Origin of the sequence: Roseburia amylophila (assembly GCF_025567465.1) — a bacterium.
Taxonomy (GTDB): Bacteria; Bacillota; Clostridia; order Lachnospirales; family Lachnospiraceae; genus Roseburia_C; species Roseburia_C amylophila.
In genome coordinates this window covers 78,206-94,370 of record NZ_JAOQKI010000005.1, presented here as the reverse complement: position 1 = coordinate 94,370, position 16,165 = coordinate 78,206, and the positions used below count along the sequence as shown (strand labels likewise).

Annotated in this window: 10 protein-coding genes; all 10 read right to left on the bottom strand. The window is 43.0% G+C overall.

Annotated elements, in window-relative coordinates:
• Positions 1 to 43: 43 nt before the first annotated feature.
• The 10 genes from OCV43_RS04450 to OCV43_RS04405 all read right to left on the bottom strand — a co-directional run bounded on the left by OCV43_RS04450 (position 44) and on the right by OCV43_RS04405 (position 16,148).
• Positions 44 to 4,789 carry a DUF5057 domain-containing protein gene (locus OCV43_RS04450; protein ID WP_262623516.1) on the bottom strand — a complete coding sequence of 1,582 codons (4,746 nt, stop codon included), beginning with the start codon at positions 4,787 to 4,789 and terminating at the stop codon, positions 44 to 46.
• A gap of 30 nt (positions 4,790 to 4,819) precedes the next feature.
• The gene (locus tag OCV43_RS04445) at positions 4,820 to 6,976 is read right to left on the bottom strand and encodes a PilW family protein (RefSeq protein ID WP_262623515.1); all 2,157 of its coding nucleotides are present in this window, start codon (positions 6,974 to 6,976) and stop codon (positions 4,820 to 4,822) included.
• A gap of 26 nt (positions 6,977 to 7,002) precedes the next feature.
• Entirely contained in the window at positions 7,003 to 7,593 is a 591-nt protein-coding gene (locus OCV43_RS04440) for a pilus assembly FimT family protein (protein ID WP_118057225.1), read from the bottom strand.
• A gap of 7 nt (positions 7,594 to 7,600) precedes the next feature.
• Positions 7,601 to 9,817 carry a hypothetical protein gene (locus tag OCV43_RS04435; protein ID WP_227701147.1) on the bottom strand — a complete coding sequence of 739 codons (2,217 nt, stop codon included), beginning with the start codon at positions 9,815 to 9,817 and terminating at the stop codon, positions 7,601 to 7,603.
• 12 nt (positions 9,818 to 9,829) lie between these two features.
• Positions 9,830 to 10,933, bottom strand: a complete 1,104-nt coding sequence (locus OCV43_RS04430; protein WP_262623514.1) for a prepilin-type N-terminal cleavage/methylation domain-containing protein — start codon at positions 10,931 to 10,933, stop codon at positions 9,830 to 9,832.
• A gap of 55 nt (positions 10,934 to 10,988) precedes the next feature.
• Complete coding sequence (locus OCV43_RS04425) at positions 10,989 to 11,828, bottom strand: hypothetical protein (RefSeq protein WP_262623513.1); 840 nt, start codon at positions 11,826 to 11,828, stop codon at positions 10,989 to 10,991.
• Entirely contained in the window at positions 11,821 to 13,524 is a 1,704-nt protein-coding gene (locus OCV43_RS04420) for a type IV pilus biogenesis protein PilM (RefSeq protein ID WP_262623512.1), read from the bottom strand. The genes OCV43_RS04425 and OCV43_RS04420 overlap by 8 nt, the downstream gene beginning before the upstream one ends.
• A 77-nt stretch (positions 13,525 to 13,601) precedes the next feature.
• Positions 13,602 to 14,360, bottom strand: coding sequence for a prepilin peptidase (locus tag OCV43_RS04415; protein WP_022244033.1), 759 nt, complete (start codon positions 14,358 to 14,360; stop codon positions 13,602 to 13,604).
• 31 nt (positions 14,361 to 14,391) lie between these two features.
• The gene (locus OCV43_RS04410) at positions 14,392 to 14,856 is read right to left on the bottom strand and encodes a type II secretion system protein (protein WP_262623511.1); all 465 of its coding nucleotides are present in this window, start codon (positions 14,854 to 14,856) and stop codon (positions 14,392 to 14,394) included.
• A gap of 77 nt (positions 14,857 to 14,933) precedes the next feature.
• A complete protein-coding gene (locus OCV43_RS04405) occupies positions 14,934 to 16,148 on the bottom strand; it encodes a type II secretion system F family protein (protein ID WP_262623510.1) in 1,215 nt (404 codons plus the stop codon).
• Positions 16,149 to 16,165 lie beyond the last annotated feature (17 nt).

Below are 16,165 nucleotides of genomic sequence, written 5' to 3'. Positions count from 1 at the left end.
CGATTTCGTTCCCAGTTTTTCAATAAATATTTTTTCTTTTCTTCTAATCCAAATCAAACAGCGTTGTTCCTAATATTTTCATAGATGTACTGCTCTGCGGTATGCTCTGGGCATTTTCACCCAGACCATAGCTGTCTCCATAATAGTCAAAGGTACTGACTGCATGGACTGCAATCCGCATATTACCATTGGTAATTGCCTCCTGTACTTTTGTATCCGTCAGGTTATGAACTGTGGCTTTATACACTTCCCCGCTCTTTAAGCCTCTCAGTCTTCCGGCAGAATCTGTCGTAACCGTATCTCCGTTTACTGCTTCTGTTGTGATATACACCTGATTTTCTGCTGCCTGTACCGGAATTGCAATACTGCTGCCATTCTTATCTACCATGGAATAATCCACACTGATTTCCTTATCCGATGTGACGAGATTCGAATCTGTTACGGTATAATAAAAACTTACTTCATTTTCCAGTGCCTTATTTCCGATGGCATTATCAGTATGTACATAAACAGCTTCCTTTTCTGCTGAAGTACGGCTTCCATTCTCTAAAAGCTTTACTACCGGATCTTTGATTCTTGTCTTGTACGCTGCAACAATGGTATTAAAGAATAACTGCTTCTCATTCACGTTACTTATTGTACTGTGTCCCACACCGGAATAGGTAATATTTCCAATGTTGTAAATATAATAATTGTTCCGCACATCATTCGGGGAACTGGTATAAATCGCCGAACCATCACCGGATGCTCCCAGACAGTACCACACTACAATATCACTGTTTTCATCTCCATCCATATCCTCATCCATATTCAGCTGATAATACTGGTAATGGGTATTAGCTATCGTAATCTGACTGCCAATCTCATATGGATAATGGGTAATCTGTCCATCATTTACCTGGGTTGCATACATGCTGGCATTGTTTTTCAGGTTTCCAAGAGAAACATCATTTCTTTGTGTTGGTAACGGAAGTGTACGCCACATCATGTACTGGTTATAAGCATACTTTGCTTCCGTTGTACACTGCCACGGAGCATTATAATAATAATGGAAATTGATTGCTCCATAAGTATAACCCTGTGTCTGTCCATAGGACTGCTTCTGATTCGTTCCCGGTACATACGCAATATCCTTATCACTTCCTAATACTGCAGAAGTCAGTGCCCCGCTGCCATCCGGATTCTCCCTTGTGGTTACGCCACCATGTGCCGTATCAATGGTTCCGGTTGTTATCTCATTGCCGGAGGCATCTGTAGTAGTACTGATGTCTAAAAGCTGACCTTCCTTTAATAGCAGGGAACGAAGCTGTGCCGCCTGCGGGTCTTTGGAAGTCCTCTTATTATAAGTAATTCCATAACGATCCATTCCAAGAACACCACGGAATTTCTGGTTTACCATATAGCCCCAGTGACGTTCTACCTGGTTAAAATCTCCTGCATTACCCTGGTTGCTAAGCCAGCCCGGGTTCCATCCATTATCGCCATCCGGATTATCCTGACAGTACATCTGCTCGGTTGCCACATTGACAAAGGAAGAGGTATCATGGGTAAACAATACACTCCGTCCGCTGACTATATAATCATCTACTGCTGCCAGCGTGTCAGCATTGGTCATATCCGAATAACTGTCCTGGAAACCAAAGATTAACATCTGATAATCCTTCAGCTGTTCAAAGGATGTATATTTGCCATCGAAATTGCGCATTGGAATTGCTGTAATTTCAAACCGGACTCCTTCCGTATTTTCAAAATTGCTGATAAAATCCTGCATGTCTCTATCTTGAGAAAGATTAAAGTAACCGCCCCATTCATTATTATTTCCCATAATCTGAAGTACCTTAACAACCTGTACACTGTCATCACCAGCTGTTCTTGATACAATCGTATAACCTGTCTTAGCCGTACGGATATAGGCATTGGTGGTCTGGGTCAGTTCCAGTTTCCAGGTCAGCATACCACGATAGTCACCTGGAATGTCTTTCTCAAGATAGTACTCCTGTCCGCTGCTCAACTGATATTCTCCTGCTGCATCCCGGTTGACTTCATTGCCGGAAGCATCAAAAATGATGCAGTCCTTCTGCCGTTCGGAATAGGTATCATTTTCGATAAATTTACCATCGGCATTCATATCAAAATAAAGTCCTGCATGATATACCGTAGCCGCACTGGCATCTACGGAACTGTCAATCCGGAAGCGGTAACGCAGCGTATAGACTCCGGAATCCTTCTTATCGGTACGGATTTCTACTATTTTATTGCCATAATTGTTATCCGTAGTACGTGCTGTTCCTGTACTTAATGCCGTATCACTCTCTTCTACTCCGGTAGACGGATTGAGCATGGCAAGTTTAACCTTTGGCATATTAATATAGTACCGGAAGCTGCTCTCATCATTTGGCTTGCCTTCGGTATCCAGGTAAAAGACATTATCCTGTGCCAGATTTTCCTTTGCGAACTGATATAAAACAGAAGAATTATCTACCACCTTTGCATTGATTTCACCTTCTGTGGTCACAAAATTCTGTGCAAAAAGAACCGGATATTTCGCTCCGAGGAATTCTTCCAGATCACGTTTCTTGCTCTCTGTTATATCATTTCCGCTGGCACGGTATACTCCTACATTTCCTACTGTAACGGTAATTTCCTGACGGTCATTTCTATTCTTTGGATTATCATACTGGAAACCACTGATGGTCTTTGTTACGGTAACGAGCTTACCTAATCCGCTGTCCCACTCATCCCGGTCACCGTATGGGTCTCTTGAGCTGTCCGGATTGCCTCCATAGAGATAATTCGATGTATTATTATCTACATAATCGGTATCTAAAAGTCCGCCAAGAATAGCCTTTCTTAAGAATGCATCCCCGGTATGTGCATAGACCAGTCCGTTCATCAATGAATCATTATAAACCGTATTTCCTTCAGCATCACGGTTCATATAATCCCCCTGAAGCTTTGCATCAGAATTTCCATTCTCTCCGGCATAACCAAGCCCAAAGTAAACCAGGTCGTATTTCATATTCATGTCTTCGATTTTACCAATAAACTCCGCTGAAGTCATCCGGGTAATGCTGATATTTTCAATGGCAACACCTGTCCAGTCTGCCAGCTTCTTTTTGGTAAGAATTCTGTCATCAGCTGTATTTTCATCAAGATACAGTGCGCCCATTGCCGGTTCGATATCCAGCACCCGCAGCTCCTCTTTATCACTAAAGGTTCTCTCATACGGATAATTTAAAATATACTGTAAGACCATGTTCTTTGAAAGCGTGGTATCAATCGCATCCGCTGATGTACGGAGGGTATTCTCCTGTTCAATCAATGCCCGCACCGGTGCAAATCCCTCCGCCTCCTGCAGCTCCTGTGGAAAAGCTTCCAGCAGACCGGTAAATACATGCTGACGTACCCCGTCTGCATCTGTCATTTTCATGCAGTAAACATTATTTTCCGCATAATTAGTATCATTGCCGGTGTAATTGCTGTTTAAAGAAGCGGTATCACATAATTCTGCCGCATCCACAGACTGCGGGTCATCCTTTAACTCCTTCTGGATGCTCCACACCACAAGCTTTGCAATATCAGAAGTATTATAATCAGTAAGTGCACTTTCTAAGACAGTGGAATCAATAAGAACCGGTGCTTTTCCTAAAATTTTCTTATATATTTTATCCACCTGTGCAAGAAGCTCCGGAGAAGAAAGCTGATATTTCATTCCGGTATCATAACCCTGTCCGCCGATATAAATAAAATCCATACCGGATACATCTACGGAAGCAAGTCCAGACTCTGTCACTGCCGTTACTTCCACCTTTAAATCATCCTTGGACAATGCTCCTAATACATAGTCCCGGAACAGGTTATTATTATAAAGTCCACCGGTATACCAGACAGAGCCCATCTCCACCTGACAGGACTGATTTGCACTGTCCTCTTCCGCTGTTCCCGGCACAAATGCAAATGCTCCATCCCCTGATGCAGTATATGAATATGGTTTTGCAGCATCTAACTGTGCCAGATAATGTCCATGTTCGGAATCTGCTCCAACATAGTAAAAGTCTGAAATATAGTAATAATTACCACCTGTCATAGGATTTTCTACTGCTTCATAATAACCATCTGTTCCATTATCCCGGTACTCATATGGCTGGTTATATGGTGTTTCATCCTTAAGTGGTGTTCTCCGTTCAAATTCTACTGCATAATCCCCAGTTGCATTATAAGAGAAGGAAACTACATTGGGATTATAGTTTCCGTCATAATCCTGCCGGTAAGCATAATGTCCCTCAGCAGTAATTGTCTCATACTGTTCTTCCGGAAATACCAGCTTCTTGTAGTCCTTCTGCTGCTCCTCTGTCGGGAAAAAAGTCTCCTCATAAGCTTCTGCATAAAGTGGTGTCTTAGATGTATCACCGGAAGCTATCTTCCCGTCCTCCAAACGCTGCTTTAAGCTGTTGATATAATCCATTCTCTCCTGCTGCGTATTTTCGATACCATTCTCTGCAAAGTAAGCCAGCATTCCATCTGCTGCTAGGGCTACCGGCTCACTGCCCGCTGCAAGATAGCCCATTTCACTTTCTGCTCCATCCGGCATAATCTCTAAAATCCGATAGGTCTTATCTTCTGTTGCCATCTTCTGTGCAACGATGCTTTCCACCCCCGGCAGTACTCCGTTTGCTGAAGTCTCTACCGGCCGGAATGCAGCAACCGCAACTGTTATACCGGCTACTGCTGCTACCGTTGCCTGAATGATTCTCTTTCTGGAATTTTTCAAAGAATTCTTCCGTTTCATATATCCTGTCCTCTTTTACTTCTCAACAAGCTAGTTTGCCTTCAATGTATTAACCAGATCCATTACACTGCTTTTTTCCATAAAGGAGAACTCCCTGTCTCCCCGACTATTTACATGCAAATTTTTTGCTATTACAACACCCCGGCAATAACCCGCCTGACCTTCAAAATAAACATCTCCTTCCGGTGCATAAATCAGCCCGTCAAAAGTAGTAATTCCTTTGAATTTCAAGCTATGTTCTCCCTTTATATAAATCACCGTATCACTATTACAACAAATAAAAGGTGCATCAAGTTCAACATCTTTATCAATAATAATAATTCCCTCTAAATTAAGTATCTTAGAACTTTCATACCTTCCCGGTCCGTCCTGTACAAATTCATTTACGCCAGACAGCGTACGCTCATTCTCACCTGTATGCTGCTCTGATGGTGTAAGCTTATGCGGCTCGCCGGTATTTGCTATCAACCCATTGATTCCGGAAGTAAGATTCGTAAATTGTAATGTTGAATCTGCTATCATTACCGGTCCCCTGCAATGTACACTTGACCAGAACCAGTTCTCCTGATCTGGAAAATATGTTGTTTCCACAATATATGGGAAATCCAATTCCTCCGCCACATGAATTGTAACAGAATCATAGCCTGTATGCCATTGATTTCCAGCTTTGACTGTAACATAAATCTCACCATCCTCAGCTGTTTCATCAATACTTATTTTTATCTTTTCATCATCTGTTCCAGAGGTTTCAAAAGTATAGGATTCCTTATTTATATTCCCGCCTTCTTTAAATTCATAACTACGTTTTGTTCCAATATCGAACCTCTTTAATGCTGTAGACAAATTCACGGTGTCTCCAGGATGTACCCAATAATCCAAACCATTTGATTTATCAAAATATACAACATCACCTGCTCCAGCCGTTTCAGGCGAATCCACCACCTCTATATAAACCATATCTTCATACGGCTGACCATCTACTATACCGCTAATCTTCACTGTATATTCTCCTAAAGGTGTCCCCGGATACTCTGTTTTCACACATCTTGCATTCATCAAATCCAATGATGGATATCCTCCTGCAACTGTTACAGAATCTGCGGGATTCACCGAAAGTAAATCCAATGGATTACTTTCCCAGGTAATAGAACCACTTAATGTTCCATTCACCCTTGCATAGATATACATTGATTTTCCTCTTTGCAGCCAGTATTTCCGAATCTGGCCTAAAGACAGCTTCTTGCCATGTACTACTGTTACTTCCGCCATTCCTGACTTGGTGGTATCCTGTACCGATGTCGCTGTTACCGTTAAGGTCTTTGCCTTCTCATCCATGCTGATCCACAGCAATCCATCCTCTGAAATAGTGGTCAGGGAAGACGTATTTCCGGAAAGACTCCAGGTTACCTCCTGGGATGGTGAATTATTACCATAGACAATTGCCTGAAATGCCTTTCTTCCGCCGGGCCGCATCATAACTGTCTGTGGCAGAACCTTAACGCTGAGTACAGATGAAATGACCGGTGCTGCATCCGGTTTATAAGGCTCCCCATTTACTACAATCTGGTTGCGCAGATACACTGTAGTATCCGCTCCATAACTTTTCTCTCCACTGGCAAGTGCAACAGACACTGTTACCTGACGCAGTGAAGTTACTTTCGTCAGATCAATGGAAAAATCCGTTACATGCGTTGCCAGATCCTGTTCTTCTATATTTTCAGTTACCGTTCCTGCCGCATCAATCGTCTCCTGCTTATATGTCAGCTTCTCTGTGGATTTTGTCCACAAAACGGTCTCTTTCGTATATCCGGTATCGGTGGTCTTATAAATCTCCAGCCATTTTCTGGTCAGTCCTGCTGCTCCACCCGGATAAAGACTGTCCTTTAAGATTTCCGTGCCGCTTCCACTCTCTGATACATCTGCATAATAACGAAGCGCACTGTCTGTATCGATAATATAATTATCCATCTGGGATAGGAGAATCTGTGCATCCTCCTGTAAGTCTGCTTCATCAGTTACTTTTCCATATGTTCTTGTGGAGAAAATCAAAAATGTGCCGATTAACCCGCCGACAATTGCCACAATCGCAATTCCTACCAGCAGTTCAACCAGCGTAAATCCTTTATTATCATATATCCCGCATTTTCTGATTTCACAATACTTCTTTGAAGATTTCCTGTGGCTCACTTTGTTTTCCTCCTCCCTGCTTTTGCTTACTGTATCTCATGTCTGCCGGTGGCAGCACTTATTTTTATCTGCATATCACGGTCTGACAACTTCAAATGTATACCAGTATAATAGCTTTCCACGCTGTTTACCTTTACGGTCTTAACTGCTCCGGTACTTCTGTCATAGAGAAATTCTGCCGCACTGCTTAAATTACTCTCACTGCCCTGATTGGATAATGTAACATCAGATACTGCTGTCCCGTCTTTTCCTTTATAACTTAGCGTAATCGTCAGCGGTTCTTTTCCAAGTGAATACTTTTCCAGCACCTTGTCCTCAGTTACACGGTAAATATTTCCGTCCCGGCAGGATTCCTTTATCATTGCTGCATAATATTCTCCATTTAATTCATAGACAATAAGACCTGCAGTATCACTCTTACTCATAGACTGAACCATAGCTTTATCCAGTGCCGAATCCAGTCTTTCCGCAGCATGACGCAGTTTCCATCCATTCTGTGAGCCGGTAAGGAGAAACGCTCCCACAGAAATAATTGCAAGAATCGCCACGGTAACAATCAGCTCTACCATCGAAAATCCACTATTCTTTTTTCCGCTTATACGATTCCCTTTCTGCATCTTATCTTTACTCCTTTGACCAGTTCTGATAGGTTACAAGCTTCGTTACATCCACGGCATCCTCTCCGGTATATGCCTTTCCAATACTGCCTACATAGTACTGGCTGTTCTTCAATACCTGTGACAGAATATAGGTATCTGACCCCTTCTTATATTCGGCATTCTGAATGACTCTGGCAGCATCCTGCATATCAGATGACACTGTTGAGCTGCTGCTTCCCGGCATGCCAAAGGTCACCTGGCCACCACTTAAAATTGTGCCGGAGTAATCTGCTGTAACGTTCACATCTCCGGTTGCAATGATAAGCGGTACATTCTTTCCACCCAGAAATGAAGCATCCACCTCCAATGCTGATGCACCTTCATTATCTGTTACGTATGCCACCTGCCGGACTCCATCCCCATCGGTAAATTCAAATTCTACTGCTCCGGATGTGCCGGTAATTTTTTTCAGTCCGTCTACATCCACCAGATTTTCAAACACAGTGGCTGCTTTCTGCTCCGTTGTAAGCCTCTCATAATCCTTTGTCAGTGAAATATTATAAGAAGCATACATATCCTGCCAGCCGCTCTGCAGTCCGGCATAATAACCATCCTCGTAAATATCGTCTAACCCATTACTTATGGTTGTCGGCTCAATGGTTCGGATTCCTTTTGTATCCCAGACAAGAATGCTTCCGTTGGTAATCTTCTCCACAGTGCTGCTCTCCCGGATAGATAATTCTGCGTCATCCACATAAAGAGACAGGTACTGCTGCCTTGTGGCTGCATGGTCTGCATCATTGTAGTATGCAAGATCAAATGCCGCTGCTTCCTTTGCATTCTCGAATTTTAAGAAATAATAAACCAGACCATCTTTATATAATGGTGTGATATCAAAAGCATGATAATTTTTTAACACTTCATAATTAATATATTTTTCCGGAGTTGCTGCAAAATCACTCTTTGCCATAAAATCTTCCGCTACCGTTGTGGGATTGGTAGTCTTTATAAGAAAACAGTCTGCCGGTGCAAGATATGCCGTCTGGCTGCTCTTTACAGCCAGGGACTCTCCCATCATGGCATTGCCGCTTCCGATATAGGCATTTCCTGCTAACATCAGTGTCTTTAATCCATTCATGCGGATACTTGCCTTGCCACTGTCTGCAATTCCATTGATAATCATGGCACTGCTGTATGCCGCCTTATTGGCATTGACTTCTTCTGTAACTACAGATGCCGCTGCCTTGGCAGTCTCCGGATTACCGTAGCCATAATACTCTCCACGCAAGGTAACATCACCGCTTCCGGTAATCGTCAAATCATCCGATACATATGTACTGCCGGATAAGGACAGGGCTGCGTTGCTGTAAACATTGAGATTATCTGCCCATATCGTAGCTTTGGTATCCGTTGTAAAAGAACCTTTATTTTCTACCGTAAGTCCGCCTCTGGTAATCAGCGTCTTGCGCAGTCCAAGCATTACACTTCCACTGTTATCAATGTGGAATCCATTCCGGTCACTGCTGCTCCCGGTATAATAATCGCCTGCGTATACATTGCCATTCATGGTAAGTGTACGGTTTCCATTGTTTACCCAGACACCTTCATCTGCTACCACACAGTAATTCAGCAAATCCGGTACTGATGTTGACTGGATAAAGTTTACCTGTGGATAGCTTAATACAAGATCTGTATCTACAACTGACTCATAAGCATCTGCATCCTTATAAGAAAGCTCCAGATTCATAATCACAAGACCGGACTGTGTTACCACAAAATCTGCATCTTTGCCATCCTGTGTTGTAAGTCTGGCTCCGGTACCGGTTGCTGCTTCATAACGGTGGGACGCACCGATATAATTCTCAAGATAGCCGATATCATAATGGGTATCATCCATGGTCTGCCCGATTTTCTTCTTTAACTCCTTCCGGTACAATTCCCGGAAGGTGCTCTGACGCACAGCATCCTGATAACTGCTGGCAGAATATTGTGACATAACAGAAAGATATGCCGTGGTTGCTGCATCTGCTACATCCTGCTGCAGACCGGTACGTATCTCATCCATTGCTGCTTCTGCATCATAGAAATTATCCGCAGACTTCTTATATACTGACTTCATCTGTATATTCATCAGAGAAAGAGACAGTACTATAACCACCAGTATGCTTACCAGTGCCACTGTTCCAATGACCATGACCAGTGACATTCCTCGATTGTCCCGTGATTTCTTCCATCTGTTCATTGTTTTCCCGCCTTACTTCATTGCCGTTCCTGTTAAGGTAATTGATTTTTCCGAATCTACCGGTTTAACGGTTACTTTTACTGTATAAAGTCTGGCTGCATCTGCCTTTGCAGCCTCGCCCATCTTCTGAAAACCAAAGGCGCTTTTAGCTGTAGCTGCTGTAATACTGCTTCCATTTCGTTCTATACTGCCGATGTCTGTCTTATCATCTACAGAAAGATTTGTATGAATCTGTGTTGCTGCCACTGTTGATGGAGCACTTTCTATAATACTGACTGCAAGTGGTGTATCCTGCGAGCCCTGACGGATAAGATATACATCAACCGGAATATCCTGTCTGTTTTCGATTACCACCTTCTCCTGCGTTCTGTACATATCACCGGCTGTTCGAAGTGCCGGAATATAGCACACATAAAGACTTCTGAGATCTGCTCCGGTCAGCACCGAATCAAATATGGTCAGGGTCTGGGGTGTTCCGATTGTATTTCCGGAAGCATCACTGTATGTTACCGTCTGGGTAACGGTATATCTGCCGTGATTTTCCTTTACTGCAAAGCGGTATTCCGTTCTGCATGCATTCAGCAGTTCTTCCGCCTTCATGCCCAGCAAATCCGCATTTTCATCTATTATGTCAAATCTTGCATTCTTGTCCTCTACATAAACAGCATCCCGGCTGTCATCCATAACAGAAATCTCCGGGATACCCTGTGCATTATATGCTTTTTCATCCGTACCATCCAGATAGGTCTCCTGCGATGGTGTCATTACTGCCTTAACATCATATGCCCTGCCATCAAAGCTGTAATTGCTATACTCAGCCTCATAAACCGGAAGATCGACACCATCTATCGTAACCGTGTCTCCCGATTTCACACCATAGCCTTCAACACCTGCTGCTTTTATTTCTTCCATAATATTTTCAGCCAGCGTAGTCGCATTTAAATTCTGTCTTGCCCTGGCATTGGTCTGGGCAGATGTTACAAATGCTTTCAGCAAAGGAACTGCACACAGTACGAGAATCGCTACTGCAATCAGAATTTCCACTAATGAAAATCCCCGGTTATTTAAATTACGATTTAATTTATGTTTTAACTTTCTGCTATTATAACCGCTCATACTGTCTCTGCTCCTTTCTGCTTTTCACATATTCTTCTATACTGTCCGGCTTTTCTTACCGCCCGGTATCTGTTCCTGTGGTATCTGTTGTCCCTGTAGTACCTGTTTTTCCTGTGGTATCTGTTGTCCCTGTAGTACCTGTTTTTCCTGTGGTACCTGCTGTTCCTGTAGTACCTGTTGTTCCTGTGGTATCTTCTGTACCTGCGGCATCCGATGGAGCTGACGGAGTAATCGTTCCCGTTCCAAAAATATTATCTGTTCCTAAGGATACCCCATCAATGGTTAATGGTTCATATGGTTTCTCACTTCCGTAAAGATAATACATATTTACCGTCATGTTTCCTTTCAGTTTCCCGGTCTCTTCATCCGGACCGAAGCTTGCTGTATCCACAGACATCTTGAAATTATTCTTCTTTAATCCACGCAGGCAGTTCTTAAGCTGTGTATAATCACAGTCACAGTCAAGATTTACCACGGTACGATATAACAATTTACCATCATCTGCCGGATTGCTTCCATCTTCATTCATTTCATAAACCATTTCGTCCGTCTGAAGACCTACGCCGGTAACATGAAAGCCATACTCTTTTTCAAGGCTTCTGGCAAACATAATCTTATCCTCCGAACGGATCTCTGATGGAATTGCATCCATTACCTCCTGCATTTCCTGTGTCATGGAATCTGTATATGCCTTATAAGTCTCTTCGTTCTGCTTCATTGTCTGCATAACCTTTACTTCTCCACGCACCTCATCTACCTGGCTCTTTAAATTTTCATTTGCCTTCTGGACATTCAGATATCCAAACTGGTAGATTAAGAAAAATAATACTATGCCGCCTAATACAAATATCAGTTTTAATTCCCTGTCGTTTACTTTCTTATTTTCCTTATTCATTGTCTGCCTCCCCACTTTCGGTACTGCCTTCCATATCCGGATAAATATACTGGTCACCATTCATATAGGTCTCGACATCTTCTTCCGGTGTGGTCTCGGTATCAATGGAATCATCTGCTGTACCATTTACATAGGTACACATCACTGAAAATGTTACCGTAATTTTACCGTTCTCATCTGTGGATTCTGTAATTCCGTTGGTCGTTACACTGCGGAAAGCATCGAAGGTTGCAAGATTCTGCAAGATCTTTGCTGCTTCTTCCTTTGTAGATACTTCAATGTCCATGGAAATTCCCTCTCCATTACTGGTAAGGCTTGTTACCTTTACACCGGATGGGAACTTTTCTTCCATTTCTTCAATGGCATCTGCCAGTGCATCACTGACTGTCTCTGTCTTGCCATTCATTTTTGTCACATCATCATACTGGCTCTTGGTATCCACATATGCATTATAAATATCCTGTATATATTCCAGTTCATCCTTCTGCTTATTCAGGTTATTCAGTTCATGGGATAATGCAATTCTCTGCACTCCGGATAATGCCAGCAATATCACAGCACATGCCACACAAAGCAGACCAATCAGCTTTGCTGCAAACAATTCGCGTTTTTTCTTCTCCTCTATAATCTTTGCAGTCTGTGCCGAACCAAACACGAAGTCTAATGGCTGTATTGCTGCTCCATAGCAGGCTTCATACATGGCATCCAATCTGCCTCCGGATGTACGGAAACCGTTTAAAACATCTTTTTCCTGCAAATGTACCGGAAGATTCAATTCCAGGGACATCAGTCTGTCCAGTCCCTTGATATAAGCTCCGTTACCAATCAGGAAACACTCTTTTACTTCTGCCCCATTATTTCTGGACTGATAATAATCTAATACCCGCCGGATATTGCCAATCATCGGACGCAGTGCTTCTACCGCTTCTGCCCGCATGGCATTCACGGCATCTTCCGGTGCCGCCTGGTTTGCATCCAGACAGTCTGTCTGCTGTAATATATCCATTGCTGCCGGATACTGTTCCTTCGGGAAAAGACCGGAATCCACTACAACCTTCTCTACTTCTTCAAAGCCATAAAATACTGTTCTTTGTAATACAACCATTCCCTGATTGATAATCGTAATCATGGTTGCATTATTGTCTAATTTTACAGAACAGCAGATATTATTTCCTACCGCTTTATGCATCATCTGGAAAATACTGTTTCCCACATAGTCAAGTGCGGTAAGTTCCAGGGAGCAGAAATCTGCCAGTTCTTCATAAGACTGCACCAGATCTCCCGGCACAGCAAATACATATAATTTTCTCTTCTTTACTGTGTCCTGCTGTACCACACCTTCATTCCGGTATACCAGCTGGTACCGGGATAAATCTACCGGGAAGAAATCTGCCGAATTTGTATTTAAGAAATCCTTGATACGGTTTTCTTTTATCATCGGAATCAGCACTTCACGGCTTGCTATCTTACCGGAATTAACTACGAATAAAGTTTTCCGTGTCTTAATCTTATTTGCATCCAGAAGCTTATGTAAGGCTGTGCGGAATTCCTCACTCTTACGCACACCAGCTTCTCCAATTACACCTACCGGAGTCTGAAAGCTAAAGCTTCGATATACTTTCGGATTCTTCACCCGGTAATCCATCTCCAATACATGGGTTACATCAACACCTATTTCTATACTTAATATCTTCATCCTTCACTCACCTTTCGTGATTATAACTGGAAAGCATACCTATACTTCATACACTTTCCACTTATAATCACTCTTTTCTACATAAAAAGTCCCAGATACCAGTCTATCATCCCATTTCCCCACAGGGCCGCAATAAATATCCCGACCGATAAGTATGGACCCAGCGCCAGCATTCTGCCGGCACCACATACCTTCATCCGGAACAGATGCACCACAGAACCCGCAATACATCCCATCACAAATGCAAGAATAATCAACTTCCATCCGAGAAGCAGCCCGGCCGCCGCCATCAGCTTGATGTCTCCACCACCGATTGCTGCTCCTCTGGTAAGAAGTGATAATAACAGCAAGAACAAGCTCACTGCAAAGAAACCAATCATCAAGGTTCCTCTGTCCCCTTTTCCAAATACGCACCGGATAACCCCCAGTACAAACAGGAACACATTGATTCCAAAAGGAATCTCATAGGTGCGGTAATCTATCACACTAAGTACGATTAACGCAGAAGTCATAAGGCAGTATAAAATACTGTCCCAGCTAAAATCTGTTGCATAAAATACAACTACATAAAGGATTCCATTGAGTGCTTCGACGATAGGGTACTGCTTTGACAGCTTCGAACCACAGTAACGGCATTTTCCCTTTAAGAAAAGATAACTGAACAGCGGCACTAAATCATACCATTTCAACCGATGCCCGCAGCTCATACAGTGGGAACTCTCCCGGACGATATCTTCTTTCTGCGGTATCCGGTAGATACAGACATTTAAGAAGCTTCCGATGACAATTCCATATATGAAAATAAATACTGTGATGAGTGCAAGCATTGGTGTCATGGTATGTAGTGTCCTTTCTTAGCTCAGCGGATTATTTTGTCCACTTATCTTTATCCACTCCTTCAATGGATGGAGAAATCTTGGTATCTTTTGTAGCATCATATGCTTTATCTGCCTCGCTTGCTGGTGCAAGATATACAGCAACCGCACCCTTGCTGTCACAGCTATACATAAATAAATAGTTTGAATCTACTTTACATGTAGGTGCTGCTTTTCCCATTTCTAATGCCTCTGCAACAGCATCTGTTACTTCATGCTTGTTTCCATCATAACTCATACCTGTTGGTGCTGTTCCCTGAGAATCTGCGTACTGAGCTGCTACTGCATTGTAGATATTCTCTGCCTGCTGGATATCTCCGGATACTTTGGAGCTGCTGATGTACTTAACAAACTGAGGAATTAAGATTCCTGCTAAGATTGCCATGATGGCAATAACGATGATTAACTCAACTAATGAAAAGCCTTTGTTGTTCTTTCTGTTTCTAATCTTGTTCATAATGCTATTCTCCTTCTTGTATAAATATAAATATTTTATCTTAAAATCCCGCCCCTATTACGGAACCTTAATTCGTTTTACATGTTGCCGAGCTGGTTGTACATGGAAAGCATCGGCGCATAAATTGCTGCAATCAGAATGACTACGATAATTGCCATAACAACGATAATCATTGGTTCCATTGCCGCCATAACCGTCTGGGTAGTCATCTCAACCTCTTCATCATAATAATCTGCCAGCTTGTCTAACATGCCCTCAATATCACCGGTTTCCTCACCGATAGAAAGCATGTGGATTACCATAGGCGGGAACAGTCCGCCCTTCCGCAACGGTTCTGATAACGGAACACCCTTTGCCACTTCCTCTCTTGCTGACTGCAATTGCAGCTGGAAGTGACGGTTCTTCATCAGCTTGGTGACTGCATCAATTCCATGAATCAATGGAATTCCTGCATACATTAAAGTACTTAATGTACGGGCAAACTGTGAAGAATATGTCTTTATGTTTAACTTGCCAAACAGTGGAAGCTTCATGGCCATTTTGCCAAAGAACAGCTTTCCGCTCTCTGTCTTGCGCCATTCCCGGATACCAAGCACAATCAGCAGGATTCCTCCCACAAAAAGATACCAGAATTTTGTAATTACATGGCTCATGCTCATCATTGCCCGGGTGATGCCCGGCAGCTGCATGCCTGCCTGTTCAAAGGTTGCTGCATATCCCGGTATTACCTTTACTACCATCAGAATAACGATTAATACTGCCACTATCAGAAGTACCACCGGATAAGCCAGTGATTTTTTCATTAAGCCGGACAGTTTTGCCGTCTTATCAAACTGCACTGCCATACGGCTGAAGGAAAGCTCGATATTACCGGAGGTCTCTCCTGCCGCCACCATATTCACTAGCATTTCCGGGAAAATCTCTCCCTGATGTCCCATGGCTTCGGATAGTGTCTGTCCTTTCTCCACTTCGGTACGCACTTCATGAAGTGCAGCGGAAAGCCTCTTATTTTCCGTCTGTTCCTCTAACATTCCAAGGGCATCAATTACCGTAACCCCGGCTTCTATCATACTGACAAACTGCCGGCAGAACACGCTTAAATCCCTTGGTTTTACTTTCCGCCCAAAGCTTAATTTAACGTCCTTTTCTAACAATCCGACTTCCTTTATGGATATTAAAGTAAGTCCGTTTTTCTTAAGCCGGGCTGCTGCCTTGTCCTGATTTTCTGCATCAATGGTTGCCTTCTTCTCTTTTCCCATGGCATCCACTGCTATATATGAATAACTGGGCACCTTCTCATCCCCCTTAC

Excerpts from the sequence above, each read along its gene's own strand:
- OCV43_RS04450 (WP_262623516.1), bottom strand. The coding sequence starts at position 4,789 with ATGAAACGGAAGAATTCTTTGAAAAATTCCAGAAAGAGAATCATTCAG.
- OCV43_RS04440 (WP_118057225.1), bottom strand. The coding sequence starts at position 7,593 with ATGCAGAAAGGGAATCGTATAAGCGGAAAAAAGAATAGTGGATTTTCG.
- OCV43_RS04435 (WP_227701147.1), bottom strand. The coding sequence starts at position 9,817 with ATGAACAGATGGAAGAAATCACGGGACAATCGAGGAATGTCACTGGTC.
- OCV43_RS04430 (WP_262623514.1), bottom strand. The coding sequence starts at position 10,933 with ATGAGCGGTTATAATAGCAGAAAGTTAAAACATAAATTAAATCGTAAT.
- OCV43_RS04425 (WP_262623513.1), bottom strand. The coding sequence starts at position 11,828 with ATGAATAAGGAAAATAAGAAAGTAAACGACAGGGAATTAAAACTGATA.
- OCV43_RS04420 (WP_262623512.1), bottom strand. The coding sequence starts at position 13,524 with ATGAAGATATTAAGTATAGAAATAGGTGTTGATGTAACCCATGTATTG.
- OCV43_RS04415 (WP_022244033.1), bottom strand. The coding sequence starts at position 14,360 with ATGACACCAATGCTTGCACTCATCACAGTATTTATTTTCATATATGGA.
- OCV43_RS04410 (WP_262623511.1), bottom strand. The coding sequence starts at position 14,856 with ATGAACAAGATTAGAAACAGAAAGAACAACAAAGGCTTTTCATTAGTT.